Source organism: Pseudomonas sp. JE3303, assembly GCF_056312565.1.
Genome location: NZ_JBWGIF010000001.1, coordinates 684,686 through 702,294, shown reverse-complemented (window position 1 = coordinate 702,294; position 17,609 = coordinate 684,686). Strand labels below are relative to the sequence as shown.

At 64.3% G+C, this 17,609-nt stretch carries 12 protein-coding genes; 7 read left to right on the top strand and 5 right to left on the bottom strand.

What is annotated here, in order from left to right:
- Window positions 1-4 precede the first annotated feature (4 nt).
- Window positions 5-4,903: an alpha-2-macroglobulin family protein gene (locus tag AC0ZZU_RS03280; RefSeq protein ID WP_476339043.1), complete on the bottom strand. Its 4,899-nt coding sequence runs from the start codon at window positions 4,901-4,903 to the stop codon at window positions 5-7.
- Window positions 4,904-5,048: 145 nt separating this feature from the next.
- Here AC0ZZU_RS03280 and AC0ZZU_RS03275 point away from each other — a divergent pair, with 145 nt between their 5' ends.
- On the top strand, window positions 5,049-6,383 hold the full coding sequence (locus AC0ZZU_RS03275; RefSeq protein ID WP_476339041.1) for an MATE family efflux transporter: 1,335 nt from the start codon (window positions 5,049-5,051) through the stop codon (window positions 6,381-6,383).
- Between the two features lie 48 nt (window positions 6,384-6,431).
- Here AC0ZZU_RS03275 and speA read toward each other — a convergent pair whose 3' ends face one another.
- The 4 genes from speA to AC0ZZU_RS03255 all read right to left on the bottom strand — a co-directional run bounded on the left by speA (window position 6,432) and on the right by AC0ZZU_RS03255 (window position 10,662).
- Window positions 6,432-8,345, bottom strand: a complete 1,914-nt coding sequence (gene speA, locus AC0ZZU_RS03270) for an arginine decarboxylase (RefSeq protein WP_476339039.1) — start codon at window positions 8,343-8,345, stop codon at window positions 6,432-6,434.
- A 151-nt stretch (window positions 8,346-8,496) separates the two neighbouring features.
- Window positions 8,497-8,868: a translation initiation factor Sui1 gene (locus AC0ZZU_RS03265; RefSeq protein WP_476339037.1), complete on the bottom strand. Its 372-nt coding sequence runs from the start codon at window positions 8,866-8,868 to the stop codon at window positions 8,497-8,499.
- Between the two features lie 190 nt (window positions 8,869-9,058).
- Window positions 9,059-9,598, bottom strand: a complete 540-nt coding sequence (locus tag AC0ZZU_RS03260) for an NUDIX hydrolase (protein ID WP_476339125.1) — start codon at window positions 9,596-9,598, stop codon at window positions 9,059-9,061.
- A complete protein-coding gene (locus AC0ZZU_RS03255) occupies window positions 9,595-10,662 on the bottom strand; it encodes a DUF2333 family protein (protein WP_476339035.1) in 1,068 nt (355 codons plus the stop codon). Before AC0ZZU_RS03255 ends, AC0ZZU_RS03260 begins: the two co-directional genes overlap by 4 nt.
- Before the next feature lie 180 nt (window positions 10,663-10,842).
- On the opposite strand from AC0ZZU_RS03255, the gene AC0ZZU_RS03250 reads away from it, so the two are divergent.
- The 6 genes from AC0ZZU_RS03250 (at window position 10,843) to AC0ZZU_RS03225 (ending at window position 17,591) form a co-directional block, all read left to right on the top strand.
- The gene (locus tag AC0ZZU_RS03250; RefSeq protein WP_476339033.1) at window positions 10,843-12,618 is read left to right on the top strand and encodes a protein-disulfide reductase DsbD; all 1,776 of its coding nucleotides are present in this window, start codon (window positions 10,843-10,845) and stop codon (window positions 12,616-12,618) included.
- 175 nt (window positions 12,619-12,793) lie between these two features.
- The gene (gene aroQ / locus AC0ZZU_RS03245; RefSeq protein ID WP_476339031.1) at window positions 12,794-13,246 is read left to right on the top strand and encodes a type II 3-dehydroquinate dehydratase; all 453 of its coding nucleotides are present in this window, start codon (window positions 12,794-12,796) and stop codon (window positions 13,244-13,246) included.
- A 98-nt stretch (window positions 13,247-13,344) separates the two neighbouring features.
- Window positions 13,345-13,803, top strand: coding sequence for an acetyl-CoA carboxylase biotin carboxyl carrier protein (gene accB, locus AC0ZZU_RS03240; protein ID WP_476339029.1), 459 nt, complete (start codon window positions 13,345-13,347; stop codon window positions 13,801-13,803).
- Window positions 13,804-13,820: 17 nt separating this feature from the next.
- Window positions 13,821-15,176: an acetyl-CoA carboxylase biotin carboxylase subunit gene (gene accC, locus AC0ZZU_RS03235; RefSeq protein ID WP_476339027.1), complete on the top strand. Its 1,356-nt coding sequence runs from the start codon at window positions 13,821-13,823 to the stop codon at window positions 15,174-15,176.
- 177 nt (window positions 15,177-15,353) lie between these two features.
- Window positions 15,354-16,247 (top strand): 50S ribosomal protein L11 methyltransferase, encoded by an 894-nt coding sequence (gene prmA / locus AC0ZZU_RS03230; RefSeq protein WP_476339025.1) that lies wholly within the window; start codon window positions 15,354-15,356, stop codon window positions 16,245-16,247.
- A gap of 27 nt (window positions 16,248-16,274) precedes the next feature.
- On the top strand, window positions 16,275-17,591 hold the full coding sequence (locus tag AC0ZZU_RS03225) for a DUF3426 domain-containing protein (RefSeq protein ID WP_476339023.1): 1,317 nt from the start codon (window positions 16,275-16,277) through the stop codon (window positions 17,589-17,591).
- Window positions 17,592-17,609: the final 18 nt, after the last annotated feature.

Here is a 17,609-nt window from a genome sequence, read left to right as displayed (position 1 = left end):
AGCGCTATCGGCCCTTGATGGCCATCTCTGCCTGGGTTTCCCCCACCGCCTGCAGGTTGGGCCGGTACATCGACTCGACCTGCGGTGGCGGCACGCGGTAGCTGCCTGGGGTAACCGCACGCGCCAGGTACAACAGGTGCGTGGTGCCGTAGCTGTCCAGCTTGAGCGCGGCCACGTAACGATCGTCACGAAACTCCTGATGCACCACGTTGGCGTTCTGCATCGAATCGCGCCACTGCTTCACTGCACTGCTGGCGTTTTCCAGGCTCGCGGCGCTTTGCGCGAGGTTCTGGTTTTCCAGTTCCAGCCCCGCGGGCAGCAGGTCGACAACCAAAGCGTCGGGCACCTGGGTTTCGGCCTTGAGCGCAAGATGCACCAGCACCAGGTCGCCGCTGTGCAAGTTGCCGGTATCCAGCGGTTGGCCGTTCATGCCCAGGTATTCGCGGCGGATCGACAGGCCATTGCCACCGGCCACCGGAGCCTGTCGTGGATAGCCGGACAGCGTGAGCTGCTGATACAGGGTTTCGCTGCCCAGGTTCTGCACGGTCAGCGGCGAGGCGAGCAACCGGCCTTCAAGCTTGATGCCCGACTCGGCGTTGCTCAGCTCGCGTACCTCACCAGCACTGTTCAGACGCGCCTGCCAGCTGCCCTCCGGCTTGCCCAGCAGGCCACGGCCGGCGAGGAACAGCGCATTGCGCTCCTGAGTCGACAGCCAGCGGTTGGCGGCGAGTTCATCGGACAACGCGAACAGACGCGAGTCGACCTGATCGCTGGCCATGCTGTTTTCCTGCAATAGCGCAAGAATCAGCGCCTGGTCCCGCAGCGCGCTGCCGTAATCAGCCATCCAGCCGTCCTTGCGCCCGGCGGCCAGGCCAGCCTGCAGCGCCTGTTGGGCGCGAGGCCTGTCGCCCATCCTGTCGAGGGCAATGGCCAGCTGGACCAGCGGCAGGCCCGAGCGTGCATCGCTGCGCCGCTCGAACAGGCTACGCAAGGCACCCAGCGGCGCCTGCTGGCTACGCGCGAGCACCAGCGCCGCATACGTCTGCACGGCAAAGCGGGTGTGCGCATCGTCCTGGCTGTAATTGACCTCGATCAGGTTGCGCTCCTGCACATACCGCAGCAGTCGCTCGCTGGCCCTTTTCACCGCCTCGGCCGGCACACCAAAACCCTGCTCGCGAGCACGCAGCAGGAAGTCGGTGACATAAGCGGTCAGCCAGAACTCCTCCTCGTCATCCGGACCCCAGAGGCCGAAACTGCCGTTATAGCGCTGCATGCCGAGCAGGTGCTCGATGCCCATCTCGATCTTGCGCTTGCGCACCTCGGCCGGTTCGCCCTTGATGCCAAGGCGCTTGAGGCTATCGGCATCCGCGTAGAGGGAGGGATAGAGGCCGCTGGCGGTTTGCTCCAGGCAGCCGTAGGGGTAGGCTTCGAGGGCGCGGATCTGCTCGGCAAGGTTCAGTGGTGGCCGGCTCGAGAGCGCCAGGCTGCCCTCGAGCCCAGCCGCTTCATATGCCTCCAGATCAGCTGGCGGCAGGGTCCAGGACTGGTCCTTGAGGGCCACGCGATAATGCGACAGAACGGCCGGATAAGGCGGGCGCACGCCCAGCGTCCATTCGCGCTCGAACACGGCGGCCGTCTCGCCCGGCAGCTGCAGCCCGCTCACCTGCACCCGCACCTTGCCCTGCCCCAGGCCACCCTGGGCCTGGACCGGGATCTTCAAGGTGGTGCGCTGGCCCTCGGCAAGGCTGAGGTCCTGCTGGCCAGCGGCGAGCAGGCTGAGCTGACCTTCGCTGATCACTCGCACACTCAATTGCTGGGGTTTTCCTGAAAGGTTGGAGAGATCCAACGCAAGATCAGTGCGGTCGCCCCCGGCCAGAAAACGCGGCGCCGACGGTTCGGCAATCAGCGGGGCCGCCACCACCGTCTTGCCTTCGGCCATGCCGAAACGATCATCGCTCCAGGCCTGGGCCATCAAGCGCAACTCACCGTTGAAATCGGGAATCTCCACCGTCGCCTGGCCTTCTCCCTGTTCATCGAGCGTCACCGGCACACTTTGCTGGGCGACGATGGTCACCGTGGTGTTCGGCCGCTTGCCGCCCTTGGCCATGGCCGCGTCGCCACCGAAGGCCAGGCTTGCCAGGCGGCCCTGGCCGGCTTCGATCAGCTGGCCGTAGATGTCCAGCTGGTCGGCGCCGTAGGCCTTGCGTCCGAACAGGCTGGCGAAGGGATCGGGGGTCTTGAAGTCGGTGATGTTGAGAATGCCCACGTCCACGGCCGACAACAGCACATGCACCTGTCCGGGCACGCTGCCGTCGGCATTGGCAGCCTTGAACCTGACGGTGAGCGGTTGTCCGGGACGCATCTTCTCCGGGGCTTGCAGGGTAAGCGCCAGCTTGCGCCCGGCCCGCTGCAGGGGCAGGTGCAGGACGCCGACAGCGCGCTTGGGCGTGGCATTTACCTTGCGCTCGCCTGGGCGAATCACCAGGGCGCTGATGTACAGGTCATGGCGGGCCCACTTTTCATCCAGTTGCACATCGAATGTCTTGCCCTCGGCGGGCACGTCGATCTGCTGCCACCACAACGGCCCGTCGCTGGACTCGACCATCAGGTAACCGCTGCCCGCCGCAGGCGGTGTCACGGTGACCTTGGCGATTGCCCCGTCGGCATAGGCGGGCTTGTCCAGCGCCAGCTTGACCTGATCCGGCCGCACCGCGCCGCCCTCGGCGTTGTCCTGGGCCCGGTAGCCTGCCCAGAACCGCTCGCTGCTGACCAGGCCGGTCTGCGGGTCTTCGACCTCGACGCGGTACGGGCCCCACTCGACCTGGAAGCTCAGCTTGGCGGTGGATCCGGCCTTGATGCTGACGGTTTCCTCGCTCTGGGTCAGGAACTTCTCGTTGAAGTTGTAGCTCCAGCCATCGCTCTGGGAGTAGTTCCAGTAGTAGTCGCGACGCTCGCGCACCAGGCGCACCTTGAGGTCGTCGGCGGCCAGCTTGCGGCCTTCGCGGTCAGCGACCAGCACTTCGAATTCGACCGGGCCGTCACTGTCGGTTTCCTCGCCATCGAACAGCCCGCGCAAGCCCGGCAGCCGCTCGGCGGGCCAGATAGGCTGTTCAAGGCGGCGAGTGATCGGCCGGCCGCCGGACTCCTGGAGGCTTGCCTGGACGGTCAGCTGCAACGGCGAACGGGCCTCGCCCCAGCGGTTCTCGATATCCAGCGTGGCCTTGCCAGCATTGTCGAGGGTGACTTCCTCAAGCTCCAGATCCTGGCTCAACCCGGTCTCGGTGACCGAGCCGAACTGGTAGCCGGGCAAGGCCGGGACCGCCTCGCGCAGCGGCCGCACATAGGCTTGCCCACTCAAGCGATTGCCCGCGGCCGGCGCGCCATACAGATAGCGCCCGTTCACCTCCACGCTTGCCTGCTGGTCCGGGCGCAACGGCGTACTGCTACCCTTGAGTTCGAGCGCCAGCCGCTCAGGGAGAAAGTCCTCGACCAGAATCTCATGCACCTGCTTGCGCCCGCCGCCCAGGTCCAGCAGCAGCTGCCAGCGTCCGGTCGGGGCTTCGCTGGCCAGTTGCAGCTGGTACTGGAACAGTCCGTTCGCGTCGGCTTGCCATACGAACTTGCGGCTGACCTGTTCATCGGGCCGGCGCACCTCGACGGTGACCGGCTGGGACTTGACGGGGTTGCCGTCCTGGTCGCGCAGCAGGCCGTTGAGCAGCACGGTTTCGCCAGGGCGATACAGGTCGCGCGGGCCGAACACAAAGAACTGCAGCGGATTGGACTGCGGGCCGGTGATGTCGAACTCGGCCAGGTCCAGCGCCGCCGTGTTCAGGCGCAGCAGGGTGGTATGCACACCCTGGTGGGCGATCAGCACTTCTGCCTTGGGCGGCATCGGCAGCTGCGCGTGGCCGCCGCCGTCGGTTGTCGCCTGGGCCAGCAGCTTGCCTTGGGCGTCCTGCAGTTGGAGCGCAACATCGCCCATCGCCTTGCCACCCTCGAGGGCTTGGGTGAACACATCGAGGCGGTCACGGTAGCGATGCGCCGACACGCCGATGTCACTCAAGGTAAACAGGGTCGCAGGCTGCGAGTAGTCATAGGTGCCCGAGGCGCGCATGACCGCAAGGTATACGCCCGGCTCCTGCAGCGGTTTGATCCCCGCAATCGGCAGCAGCACGGTCTCGCGGGTATTGCGCGCAGGATTCAGGTCGAAGCGGCCGCTGTAGACCAGGTCGGCCATGTCCAGTGTTTCCTTTGACTGGTAGGCGTACAGGCTGCTGTTGCGGCCCCAGCTGGCAAGGAAGGTCGAGAGCGCTTCGGGCTTGACGCGGAAAAACTCTACATCGACCTTGTCGACGTTCAGGGCGATGACAGGCAGGCCCTCCGCCAGGCGCGTCGGCAGCAGCGAGCCGCGGCTCGCGAAACCCACAGTGGATTGCATGTCGCGGGTTTCCAGGCGGCTGACAGACTCGCTGGCCAAGCGCTTGCCATTGACGTCCAGGACGCTGGCATCGACCGTCAGCACCAGTTTGCGCTGCGGCTCCAGGTGGCGCAGGCGCAGCTCCATCTGGTTATCGGAAAGCTCCCACGCGCCGTCGACCTTGCCCTTGAGCGTGTCGACAAGGTGTACTCTACCGGCGAAATCCTGCTGTGGATCGAGCGGTACCGAGAAGCTGATCGACAAGGTGCTGGCCCCATCGAGCTGCACCTCGGAGACGTCCAGCACGCTCAGCTCGCGGTCGGCGTAGCGCTTGGCCAGGAGCGCCTGGTCCTCGCGCTTGGGCGCCTCGGCCTGGGCCGCACTGGCGATGGGCTTTTCAACGGGCGCGGTTCTGTCAGGCGACGATGAATCGCAGGCACTGAGCAAGGCCAGCGCGCAGGCCAGCAACAATCCTTTGTCGAGCATGGGAAACTCTTTGGCAGCGTGTTCGTGAGGGCAGCAACTATAGCGTACCGAAGCAATGCCGTACCGCCTGGCAGGCGACAACCGAGCTCGGGTTCGCGCCGTCGGGTGCCTGTGGCGCTACAATGCGGGCCCTCAAGGAGTCCGCATGATTCGAGTTTCCAATGACTGGAGCGACCGGGCCACCCACCGCAAGGTGTGGGGCCTGGCGGCGCCGATGATCCTGTCCAACATTTCCGTGCCGCTGGTGGCGCTGGTCGACAGCACCGTGATCGGTCACCTGCCCCACGCCCATCAACTGGGCGCCGTGGCCGTGGGTGCCACGCTTTTTACCTTCATGATGGGGATGATGGGTTTCCTTCGCATGGGCTCCACCGGCTTCGCTGCCCAGGCCGCCGGGCGTGCCGATGGCGCGGCGCTGCGCCAGGTGCTGGTGCAAGGCCTGCTGCTGGCGATGGTATTCGCGATCGTGCTGGGGCTGGTCGCCCTGCCCTTCAGCCAGCTGGCCCTGCAACTGATGGACCCCAGCGCGGCGCTGCATCGATCGACCGAGGACTTTTTCCACACCCGACTGCTGGGCCTGCCCGCCGCGCTGGCGAGCTACGCCTTGGTCGGCTGGTTTCTCGGCACCCAGAATGCCCGCGCGCCGTTGGCCATCCTGCTAACCACCAACCTGCTCAATATCGCGCTCAACCTGTGGTTCGTGCTCGGACTCGACTGGGGCGTGGTCGGCTCGGCGCGCGCCTCGGTGATTGCCGAATGGAGCGCCGCCCTGCTTGGCCTGGCCCTCACCCGCCCGGCGCTGCGCGCCTATCCGGGGCATATTGCCTGGGCGGCGCTCAAGCGCTGGCAGGCCTGGCGCCCACTGCTGGCGGTCAACCGGGACATCTTCCTGCGCAGCCTGGCGCTGCAACTGGTGTTCCTGCTGATCGCCATCCAGGGCGCGCGCCTGGGTGAATCGACGGTTGCCGCCAATGCCCTGCTGCTCAACGGCCTGATGCTCACCGCGTATGCCCTCGACGGCCTGGCGCACGCCGTCGAGGCACTTTGCGGCCACGCCATCGGCGCCCACGACCGCCATGCCCTGCGCCGCGCGCTGGTAGTTGCCTGTGGCTGGTCATTGCTGGTGAGTGTCGGGTTTGCCGGGTTGTTTCTGGTGGGTGGGCATCTGTTCATCGATCTGCAGACCGACATCGACAGTGTTCGCGAGGCAGCTTATCCGTACCTGCCGTACCTGGCGCTGCTGCCACTGATTGCTGTGTGGAGCTACTTGCTGGATGGGCTGTTCATTGGCGCAACCCGTGCGCGGGAGATGCGCAATGCAATGCTGGTGAGCGTGGTGATTGCGCTGCCGTTCGCCTGGATGGCGAGCGGGCTGGGGAATCATGGGTTGTGGCTGGCGTTTCTGGGCTTCATGGGGTTGCGGGCGCTGACCCTGGGATGGATGGGGTGGAGATTGCAGCAGCGCGGGGCCTGGATCTAGAGGTTGCCTGGACGGGCCCCTTCATTGCGAAGGGGCCCCCAGTCCCTATCAGGACGACAGGTAAGACGACCGAGTCAGCCCCAACCGCAACGCATCGAGGAACTGCGTGCGCTCGCGCGTAGTGATCTTCGCACTGGCGACCTTGTCGCGGTAGTGCGTCATCAGTTCTTCAGGCGACAGGTGCACGTAGCGCAGCATGTCTTCGATGGTGTCGTGGGTCTCGATCCCGGCGTGGTACACGCTGCCGTCGGCATTCTGGTAGATGTTCACCGAGTCGGTATCGCCGAACAGGTTGTGCATGTCACCCAGGATTTCCTGGTAGGCGCCGACCAGGAAGATCCCCAGCAGGTAGTCCTCCCCTTCGTTGATCGAATGCACCGGCAGGCTGGTCTCGATGCTCTGCTCGTCGACGTACTGGTTGATCTTGCCGTCGGAGTCACAGGTCAGGTCCTGCAGCACGGCGCGGCGAAGCGGCTCTTCATCGAGGCGATGCAGCGGCAGGATTGGCAGCACCTGGCCGATCGCCCAGGTATCGGGCAGGCTCTGGAACACCGAGAAGTTGCAGATGTACTTGTCCGCAAGCTTGTCATTGAGCTCGTCGAGCACCTGGCGGTGCGAGCGCTGACGGGCCTTGAGCGAGTTGTGCAGGCGCCGGCAGACGGCGAAGTAGCACTGCTCGGCAAGTGCCTTCTCTGCCAGGGTCAGCTTGCCGTCGGCATACTGGGCCGCCACATCGCCCATGTAGTGGGTGGCGCGCCAGTAGGTTTCGGTGACCATCTCGATGTCGGTCGGACCCAGCAGGTCGACCAGCCATTGCACGGTCTCGGGCAGGCTCTCCTTGTTCTCGATCAGCGGCACTTCGTCGTTGTGTTTCTCGACGTCGGTCACCTGCACTACCAGCATCGCGTGGTGCGCTGTGAGGGCGCGGCCGCTCTCGGAGAAGATGTGCGGATGCGGCAGACCCTGGGCGTCGCAGAACTCCTTGAGCATCCCGACCACCACCGCCGCGTAGTCGTCGATGTCGTAGTTGATCGAGCTGGCGTTGCGCGAATGGGTGCCGTCGTAGTCGACACCCAGGCCGCCGCCGACGTCGATATGATCGACCGGCAGGCCCAGGGCGCGCAGTTCGCCGTAGTAACGGATCGCTTCCTTGAAACCGTGCTGGTAGTCAGCCAGGTTGGCGATCTGCGATCCCATGTGGAAGTGCAGCAGGCGGATGCCCTGGTCAAGACCGGCATCGCGGAAGCGCTGGACCACAGAGAGCAGCTGCGCGGCCGACAGACCGAACTTGGACTTCTCGCCACCGGTGTCGGCCCACTTGCTGGAGGCCAGGGACGACAGGCGCACGCGCAGGCCGACCTGTGGCTTGACCTTGAGCTCGGCGGCCTCCTCGATCACCAGGGCGACCTCGGATTCTTTCTCGATGACGATGAACACGTTGTGGCCGAGCTTCTGGCCAATCAGTGCCAGACGAATGAACTCGCGGTCCTTGTAGCCGTTGCAGACGATGGTGCCGCCCTTGGGCGCCAACGCCAGAACTGCCAGCAGCTCGGGCTTGGAGCCGGCTTCAAGACCGATGGACACGTCTTGCGTGGCGATGATGTTCTCGACGACCGCTTCTTGCTGGTTGACCTTGATCGGGTAGAGCGCGGTGTACTGGCTCTGGTAGTCCAGGCGCGCGATGTTGGCATCGAAAGCGCCGGTCAGCTGACGCACGCGGTCTTGCAGGATGTCAGGGAAGCGTACCAGCAGCGGCAGCGAAAGGCCGCTCTGGCGCAGTTCGTCGACCTGCTCGAACAGGTCGATCGGCGAGCTATCCGGGCCATTCGGGCGCACTTCGACGCGTCCGGCCTCATTGATGGCAAAGTAACCGGCGCCCCAATGGCGGATTCCGTAAACACTGCGGCTGTCGGCCACGGTCCACTGGCTGCCATCATCTTTGCGTGTGCGTCGTACGGACATTCAAGTCCCCTATCTGAAAAGTCGGACACTGCCTGGCCTGAAGGCCTGAGCGGTGTAAAAGCTGAAAATGACGATCGATCCGTGCCCAGGGGTAGACCCATGCTGACGGAACGAGTTTAGAAAGCGTTGGTTAAAAAGTCGCGCAACGGCCTCAGCCGCCGGACTTCTTCGCCTTGAAGCCCTGCTTGATCAGCTCGGCGATCAGCAACTCGACATGGTCACCCTGGATCTCGATGACCCCGTCTTTCAAAGCGCCGCCTGTGCCACAACGGCGCTTGAGCGTAGCGGCAAGCGCCTTGAGAGGCTCGAGGGGCAGCGGGACACCGCTGATGGTGGTCACGGTCTTGCCGCCGCGGCCTTTGCTTTCGCGGCGCACACGGGCAATGCCATCCCCTTCGGGAATGAGCGTCTGTCTGCAGATGCAGTCATCCACGGGCTTGCTGCAGTCCGGACAGTGCCGGCCAGCGTCGGTGGAAAACACGAGGCCGCCAAGGGCGGAAAAGGATGAGGCTTTCTTGGCCACTTTTGTTCCTCTTGCTTGAGGACAAAAAACCGGCCGGTTCACAGTTGAGACCGACCGCGAAGCCCCACTCTGGCAGGGGCAGCGCTACTGCCGAAAATGTTGCGGCAGCCCGAAAAGGCCGCGCAGTGTAACGAGAAATCCGCCGTCTGCTAAGTCCTGGATTGCGCCATTTTTCGCAGCTTTCGCGACGTCATGCCCGACGGTCGAGATAACGTTGCAGCGCCGACAGGGAATCAGGGCAGTACGGCCGTTGCCGGCTATCCGCGAGAGCCTGCGCCAGGCTCAGGAAACGTGCTTCCATCACCTCTTCTGGTTGCAGGTGCAAAGGCCCATCGGAGACGGCCGAGAACACTGCGCACCATAACCGGTTGCCCGGTTGATCGAAGAAGAATTTCTCGTGAAAACGCAGCTCGACGCCGGAGACGCCCAGCTCTTCCTCAAGCTCACGGGCAGCCGACTCGGCGTAGGTTTCGTCGCCCGTCACCATGCCGCCTGCGGCGACGTCCCAGTAACCCGGGTAGATCGCCTTGCTCAGGGTGCGCCGGTGCACACACAACTCACCGGCGCTGTTGAACAACAGGATATAAGTGCCGCGTCCGATCAGGCCCCGCTCGCGCAACTGCGCACGTGGCAAGGCCCCCAGGGGCCTGTCGAGCTCGTCCACCCAGGCGATCAGCTCGGCGTCCGAAGCCGCACGGTGTGCGGCCTCTCCAGGGTTCACCGGCCTCAGCCTTGGGACAGCAGCTGACGCAGGTCGATCACTGCGGCATTGGCACGAGAGATGTAGTTGGCCATCACCAGCGAGTGGTTGGCCCACATGCCGAAGCCGCTGCCGTTCAGCACCATCGGGCTCCACAGGGGCTCCTGGGAAGCTTCGAGCTCGCGGATGATCTGACGAACGCTGACCGTGGCGTTCTTCTTGGCCAGGACGTCAGCGAAGTCGACTTCGATGGCGCGCAGCAGGTGCGACAGCGCCCAGGCCTGGCCACGGGCTTCATAGAACACGTTGTCGATCTGCATCCATGGCGTCTCGACCACTTCCTCGTCGAGCTGCGGCGCTTGGCCTGCGACCACGGTCTCGGTCTTCAGGGTGCTGTTGAGCTTGACCCGGCCGACGCTGGCCGAAAGCCGCTGGGACAAGGACCCCAGACGGGTGGCGACATCGCCGAGCCAGTTGTTCAGGTTGTCGGCACGGGTATAGAAGATCGCATTGTTGTCACCGGATGCAAGGCGCCCCTGGTAGCGGCTCAGGGAGTTGATGCCTTCCTGGAACTCCGATTCGCTCGACGGCAGGATCCAGCTCTTGTTGTCGAAGTTGAAGCGCGGCTCGGCCCTGGCAAGGTCCGCGTCTTCCGTGGACTGCGACTGGGAGCGGGCGAAGTCTTTGCGCAAGGCGCGGCTCAGGTCACGCACTTGCACCAGCACGCCGTATTCCCAGCTGGGCATGTTGTCCATCCACAGGCCAGGCGGGAAGCGGTCGTTGGAAATGTAGCCGCCCGGCTTTTGCAGCAGGGTGCCAGCGACGGTCTTCAGGGTCTCGATGGTGGTGTAGCCAATGACCATCTGCTGATTGCTGCGCTGCGCCTCCGACTGCGCGGTCTGCTGAACCGGGAACAGGTCCGGTTCCTGGCTCCAGTACCAGCCGAGGCCGATACACACCAGGAGGTACAGGCCGATCAGGGTGCCCAATGCCCGGCTGAACAAGCCGCCGAAGTAGCTGCGGGTCGCGGTGGTGCGAGTGTCGGCGCGCTCGCGCGCGTCGGCTTTTCCGGTACGGTTTTTCCAGTCCAGCATGGCATTGTCCTTGTGAGTCACGTCGGTTCAGGAGCTTGGACCGCAGTCGTCGGCGAGGGTGCCGCGGCAAGCGCGCATCAGGCACTATAAAGCAAGCGTGGGGATAGGGATAAGCGGTGCGGCCCCATTCAAGTGCAACTCCGCTATCATGCCCGCACGTTTTACCCTCGCGAGACCGCCATGCGCCGCCTGTTTTTCCTGCTGTTCCTGCTTGTGGCTACACCCGCCCTGGCCTCAGGCCTGCTGGACACCCGCCCCAGCGCCACCCTGGGCGCCGCGTCGCTGAACAACAGCGCCGACTTTCTCCCGGTGCGCGAAGCTTTCAAGCTGAGCCTGGTAGAGGGCGATGCCCAGACACTCAAGCTGCGCTTCGTCGCCGCCGACGGCTATTACCTCTACCGTCACCGCTTCCAGTTCCGCAGCGAGCCAGCCGACGTCGCGCTGGGCACGCCGCAGATCCCGCCAGGCGAGGCCAAGCACGATGAGTTCTTCGGCGATGTCGAGGTCTACCACGGCGTTCTGGATATCGAGCTGCCCCGCCCGGCCGCCGAACAACGTGGGTTTACCCTGCTGGTCACCTACCAGGGCTGCGCCGACAAGGGCCTGTGCTACCCACCCGAGACCCAGCGCCTGAGCATCGATGGCCAAGGCGGGGCAGCCACCACGGCCAGCGCCGGCTGGACCTGGCAATCGCTGCTGCTGTTTTTCCTGGCGGGCCTGGGCCTGACCTTCACCCCCTGCGTGCTGCCGATGCTGCCGATTCTCACCGGCGTGGTGCTGCGCGGCCAAGTCGGCGGCTGGCGCGCACTTAGTCTGTCGCTGGCCTACGTGCTGCCGATGGCCGCCTGCTTTGCCCTGCTCGGCGCGCTGATGGGCGTGTTCGGTGCCGGGCTCAACCTGCAGGCACGTTTGCAATCGGCCTTGGTGCTGGTGCCCTTCTCGCTGTTTTTCGTGCTGTTCGCCCTGGCCATGTTCGGCCTGTTCGAGCTCAAGCTGCCGCAGGCGCTGAGCAGCCGCCTGGACCGGGTGGCCGGGAAGACCAAAGGCGGCTCGCTGCTGGGAGCGGCGGTACTGGGGGTGCTTTCCAGCCTGCTGGTATCGCCCTGCGTATCGGCGCCGCTGGCCGGAGCCTTGCTGTATATCAGTGCCAGCGGCGATGCCGTGGGCGGTGCACTCAAGCTGTTCGCCCTGGGGCTGGGGATGGGCGCACCCTTGTTGCTCGTCGCCACGGGAGGCGCCGCCTGGCTGCCAAAGAGCGGTCCGTGGATGGAGACCGTCAAGAATGCCATTGGCGTACTACTGCTGGCCTTGGCCATCGGCCTGCTCAGCCGGGTGCTGCCTGGGCCGGTGACTCTGCTGCTGGTGGGCCTCCTGTCTGTGGGGGTCGCGCTGTTTCTCGGCGCCCTGGAGTTCACCGTCAGGACGCCACGCCAACGCCTGGCGCAGCTGCTCGGCCTGGCGCTGCTATGCTACGGCCTGGCCTGCTGGTATGGCGCCCTCAGCGGTCAGGGTGACCCGCTGCGTCCGCTGCCCCAGGCCAACCTCGCCAGCGCCACCGTGGCCTCCCCCGGCAAGACAGCCGATGACTGGCAGACCCTTTCCACGTCCGCCGCGCTCGACGCTGCCCTGGCCGACGCCAAGGCGGCAGGCCAGCCCGTGGTGCTGGACTGGTATGCCGACTGGTGCATCAGCTGCAAGGTGATAGAACGCGAGGTTCTGCAGGCTCCCCAGGTCAAGTCGAAGCTGAATGGCCTTCGGCTGTTGCGTTTCGACATCACCGAAAGCAACGCCGAACAACGTGCCTTGCTCGACCGTTATCAGCTGTTCGGCCCCCCTGCACTGCTGTTCTTCGCGGGAAACGGCGGCGAACAGCGCGCCGATAGGGTAGTGGGCGAGGTCAACGCCGAGGAATTCGCCGAACATCTCTCGCGCGTGCGCGCAAATCTGGGTCTATAACTTCCCGTGGCTGCAGATTCTCGCCAACAGTGACCAAATCTTGAAAGACGGTCACATACTTTGCGCGAATCTCGGGAATCGTGCTGACTACTGCCGGGAACTGGACACTCGCGACGGCTTGCGGCATAGTCGCCGCGCTAGTTAACTTGCCCTATGAAATCCAAGGAATCCGCAGATGGCAACCCTACTGGTCCTGCACGGCCCCAATCTGAACCTGCTGGGTACTCGCGAGCCTGGTGTCTATGGCGCCGTGACCCTGTCCCAGATCAACCAGGACCTGGAACAGCGCGCCCGGGCTGCCGGCCACCATCTGCAGTATCTGCAAAGCAACGCCGAGTACGAGTTGATCGACCGCATTCACGCCGCGCGCAACGAAGGCGTCGACTTCATCCTGATCAATCCGGCGGCTTTTACCCACACCAGCGTCGCATTACGTGACGCGTTGCTGGCGGTGAGCATCCCATTCATCGAAGTGCATCTGTCCAACGTGCACAAGCGTGAACCTTTTCGCCATCACTCCTACTTTTCCGATGTCGCGGTAGGGGTGATTTGCGGCCTGGGCGCCAGCGGTTACCGGCTGGCCCTGGAGTCCGCCCTGGAACACCTGGCTGCCAACGCGAAGCCCTGATGACGAGACCACGGCCCACCATGGCCGGGCTCACAAGAAACGTTTTTCAATACGTTTTCAATTACGCCTTTGACCCGAACCTTGGGAGTTGATGATTAATGGATATCCGTAAAGTCAAGAAACTGATCGAACTGCTGGAAGAATCTGGCATCGACGAGCTGGAAATCAAGGAAGGCGAAGAGTCGGTACGTATCAGCCGTCACAGCAAGACTCCGGCCGCCCAGCAATACTTCGCCCCGGCGCCGATGGCCGCTCCGGTCGCCGCTGCAGCCCCTGTCGCCGCACCGGCCGCCGATGCAGCCCCAGCGGCGCCAAAGCTCAACGGTACCGTGGTCCGCTCGCCAATGGTCGGCACCTTCTACCGCAAGCCTTCGCCAGCCTCGCCAAACTTCGCTGAAGTCGGCCAGACCGTGAAGAAGGGCGACACCCTTTGCATCGTCGAAGCGATGAAGATGATGAACCACATCGAAGCCGAAGCCAGCGGTGTGATCGAGTCCATCCTGGTAGAAGACGGTCAGCCGGTTGAGTTCGACCAGCCGCTGTTCACCATCGTTTGACCCAGGGAGAACCTTCGATGTCTGCGAAGCTGGAAAAAGTCCTGATCGCCAACCGCGGGGAAATTGCCCTGCGGATCCTGCGTGCCTGCAAAGAGCTGGGCATCAAGACCGTCGCCGTGCACTCCACGGCTGACCGCGAACTGATGCACCTGGGCCTGGCAGACGAGTCGGTTTGCATCGGCCCTGCGGCATCCAAGGATTCCTACCTGCACATCCCGGCGATCATCGCCGCTGCCGAAGTGACAGGCGCCACCGCGATCCACCCTGGCTATGGCTTCCTGGCGGAAAACGCCGACTTTGCCGAGCAGGTGGAAAAATCCGGTTTCGCCTTCATCGGCCCCAAGGCTGACACCATTCGCCTGATGGGCGACAAGGTTTCGGCCAAGGACGCGATGATCAAGACCGGCGTGCCGACCGTACCGGGATCCGAGGGCCCACTGCCTGAAGACGAAGAAACCGCACTGGCGATCGCCCGCAAGGTCGGCTATCCGGTGATCATCAAGGCCGCCGGTGGCGGTGGTGGTCGCGGCATGCGCGTAGTGCACAAGGAAGAAGACCTGATCTCCTCGGCCAAGCTGACCCGTACCGAAGCCGGTGCTGCGTTCGGCAACCCGATGGTCTACCTCGAGAAGTTCCTGACCAACCCACGCCACGTGGAAGTCCAGGTGCTGTCCGACGGCCAGGGCAACGCCATTCACCTGGGTGACCGCGACTGCTCGCTGCAGCGCCGCCACCAGAAGGTACTGGAAGAAGCGCCGGCACCGGGCATCGACGAGAAGGCCCGTCAGGAAGTGTTCAAGCGTTGCGTCGATGCGTGCATCGAAATCGGCTACCGCGGTGCGGGCACGTTCGAGTTCCTCTACGAGAACGGCAGCTTCTACTTCATCGAAATGAACACCCGTGTTCAGGTGGAGCACCCGGTTTCCGAGATGGTCACCGGCATCGACATCGTCAAGGAGATGCTCAGCATCGCCGCTGGCAACAAGCTGTCGTTCCGCCAGGAAGACGTGGTGATCCGTGGTCACTCGCTGGAGTGCCGGATCAACGCCGAAGACCCGCGCAAGTTCATCCCGAGCCCAGGCACGGTGAAGCACTTCCATGCCCCGGGCGGCAACGGCGTGCGGGTTGATTCGCACCTGTACAGCGGCTATGCGGTTCCGCCGAACTATGACTCGCTGATCGGCAAGCTGATCACCTACGGCAAGGATCGTGACGAAGCCATGGCGCGCATGCGCAATGCCCTGGACGAGATCATTGTCGACGGGATCAAGACCAACATCCCGCTGCACCGCGACCTGGTGCGTGATGAAGGTTTCTGCAAGGGTGGCGTGAACATTCACTATCTCGAGCACAAGCTGGCCAACCAGGAGTGATTCTGGTGCGAGCATGAAAAACCCCCGGCCTGGTGCCGGGGTTTTTTTTGCCTTCACCGAGCCATGATCACCACCAGCGTCTCCACAGGGGTCGCGACACGGCGGCGGCGCTGCAGTAAACTGCCGGGCTACGTGCAGCCTCGAGCTGCCCCTCACGATTTATCAAAGGTGCCCGCCATGCCCTGGCTGCAAGTACGTCTGGCCATCAGCCCGGAACAAGCCGAAACCTACGAAGACGCCCTGCTCGAAGTCGGCGCCGTTTCCGTGACCTTCATGGATGCCGAGGACCAGCCGATCTTCGAACCGGATCTCAACACCACCCCGCTGTGGTCCAATACCCACCTGCTGGCGCTGTTCGAGGCCGATGCCGAGCCCGAGGCAGTGTTCGCCCACCTGCGCCTGCTGACCGATACCGAACTCCCTCAGCACCAGGCCGAGGTGATCGAGGACCAGGACTGGGAACGCAGCTGGATGGACAACTTCAAGCCGATGCGCTTCGGCCGTCGCCTGTGGATCGTACCGAGCTGGCATGAAGCTCCGGACGCCGAGGCGGTCAACCTGCTGCTCGACCCGGGCCTCGCCTTTGGCACTGGCACCCATCCGACCACCGCGCTGTGCCTGGAATGGCTTGACGGCCAGCAGCTCGAGGGCGTCCAGGTACTGGATTTCGGCTGCGGCTCAGGGATCCTGGCGATTGCCTCGCTGCTGCTCGGCGCCCGCGAAGCGGTCGGCACCGACATCGATGTTCAAGCGCTTGAAGCATCGCGTGACAATGCCGGTCGCAATGGCATCGCCGAAGCCCGCCTGGCCTTGTATCTGCCCGAGCAGATGCCGGCCATGCAAGCCGATGTGCTGGTCGCCAACATTCTTGCCGGGCCGCTGGTCTCGCTGGCACCGCAACTGTCCACGCTGGTGCGTCCGGGCGGCCTGCTGGCACTGTCGGGCATCCTCGCCGAGCAGGGCGAGGAAGTGGCTGCCGCCTACGCTGCCACCTTCGAACTGGACCCGATTGTCGTGCGCGACGGCTGGGTGCGCATCAGTGGTCGCCGCCGTCAGGCTGGCCTGGAATAAATCGCTGCATAACCCCCGGACCGCCGCATGACTGACAGTTTCGTCACCCAGTGCCCCCATTGCCAGACCAGTTTTCGCGTCACGCATCACCAGCTGAGCCTGGCCCGGGGTGTGGTGCGCTGCGGCGCGTGCCTGCAGGTATTCAATGCCGCCAAGCAGCTGCTCGAGCAGAGCGGCGCTGCGAACGCTGAGCCAGCGTCCGGAGCAGCGCTCGCGCCCATTGCGGATTCACATGCGCAGCAGCAACCGCATCCACCGCACCGGGAAAGTACAGAGCAGTCGCTGGAAGATCTCGACCTTGACCAGGAACTGGCCCGTCTCGAGCGCCGTGGCGGCGTTCGCGACCGCCGCTCCGAGGCGGCCGACGAACGCCTGCATGCCCGGCGCGACGAGCCAGGCATGGACGAGCCCGATGATGCCAACACCCCGTTCGGCAATGCCCGCGATGCACAGTCAGAACCAGACCTGCCCGAAGAGCCGGCGCCGCCGCTCATCGTGGAGCAGGCGGACGAGCCGGAGCAGGAAGCCGGTGATCGCACGGAGCCCTCGCTGAGCAGCCTTGAGCTCGATGCGGATGATGAGCCCCAGGCCGGCCAACGAGATACCACCGGCTTTACTGAGACCTTCGAGCTGTCCGAGCCCTCGGACGACGAGCGGTCGCGCGACCGATTGTCAGCCCATGACGACGAAGAGGCAGGGGAGCACCTGTCGGCACGCGACGGCCACGACGCCCTGCTCGATGAACCAGGAGATCGCCTTGAGCCCGGCCTGGTCGCCCATGTCGAACGCCCGGGGCGCAAGGAGCCACTCATCGACCTGGTCGATGACCCGCTGCAACTGGACTGGCAGAAACCCAAGACCGACTGGCGCAAGCGGCTGATCTGGGGCGCGCTGGTACTCCTGGCGGCAGGTCTCCTGGGGTTCCAGTACCTGTGGTTCCATTTCGACGAACTGGCCCGCCATGACCGCTACCGGCCGTGGTTCCAGCAACTGTGCCCGGCGGTAGGCTGCACGGTGCCGACCCGCGTGGACATCGCCCGGATCAAGAGCAGCAACCTGGTGGTGCGCAGTCATCCGGACTTCAAGGGTGCGCTGATCGTCGACGCGATCATCTACAACCGTGCGCCCTTTGCCCAGCCCTTCCCTTTGCTCGAACTGCGTTTTTCCGATCTCAACGGTCAGTTGATCGCCAGCCGGCGCTTCAAGCCCGCCGAGTATCTCAGCGGCGAACTTGCCGGACGCGGCGAAATGCCAAGCCAGACCCCGATCCACATCGCACTGGATATCCTTGATCCAGGCCCCAAGGCGGTCAACTACAGCCTGAGCTTCCGCTCACCGGAGTAAGGACAGCCGCAAGCTTCA

Coding starts and splice junctions, on each gene's coding strand:
- AC0ZZU_RS03280 (WP_476339043.1), bottom strand. CDS start 4,903: ATGCTCGACAAAGGATTGTTGCTGGCCTGCGCGCTGGCCTTGCTCAGT.
- AC0ZZU_RS03275 (WP_476339041.1), top strand. CDS start 5,049: ATGATTCGAGTTTCCAATGACTGGAGCGACCGGGCCACCCACCGCAAG.
- speA (WP_476339039.1), bottom strand. CDS start 8,345: ATGTCCGTACGACGCACACGCAAAGATGATGGCAGCCAGTGGACCGTG.
- AC0ZZU_RS03255 (WP_476339035.1), bottom strand. CDS start 10,662: ATGCTGGACTGGAAAAACCGTACCGGAAAAGCCGACGCGCGCGAGCGC.
- AC0ZZU_RS03250 (WP_476339033.1), top strand. CDS start 10,843: ATGCGCCGCCTGTTTTTCCTGCTGTTCCTGCTTGTGGCTACACCCGCC.
- aroQ (WP_476339031.1), top strand. CDS start 12,794: ATGGCAACCCTACTGGTCCTGCACGGCCCCAATCTGAACCTGCTGGGT.
- accB (WP_476339029.1), top strand. CDS start 13,345: ATGGATATCCGTAAAGTCAAGAAACTGATCGAACTGCTGGAAGAATCT.
- accC (WP_476339027.1), top strand. CDS start 13,821: ATGTCTGCGAAGCTGGAAAAAGTCCTGATCGCCAACCGCGGGGAAATT.
- prmA (WP_476339025.1), top strand. CDS start 15,354: ATGCCCTGGCTGCAAGTACGTCTGGCCATCAGCCCGGAACAAGCCGAA.
- AC0ZZU_RS03225 (WP_476339023.1), top strand. CDS start 16,275: ATGACTGACAGTTTCGTCACCCAGTGCCCCCATTGCCAGACCAGTTTT.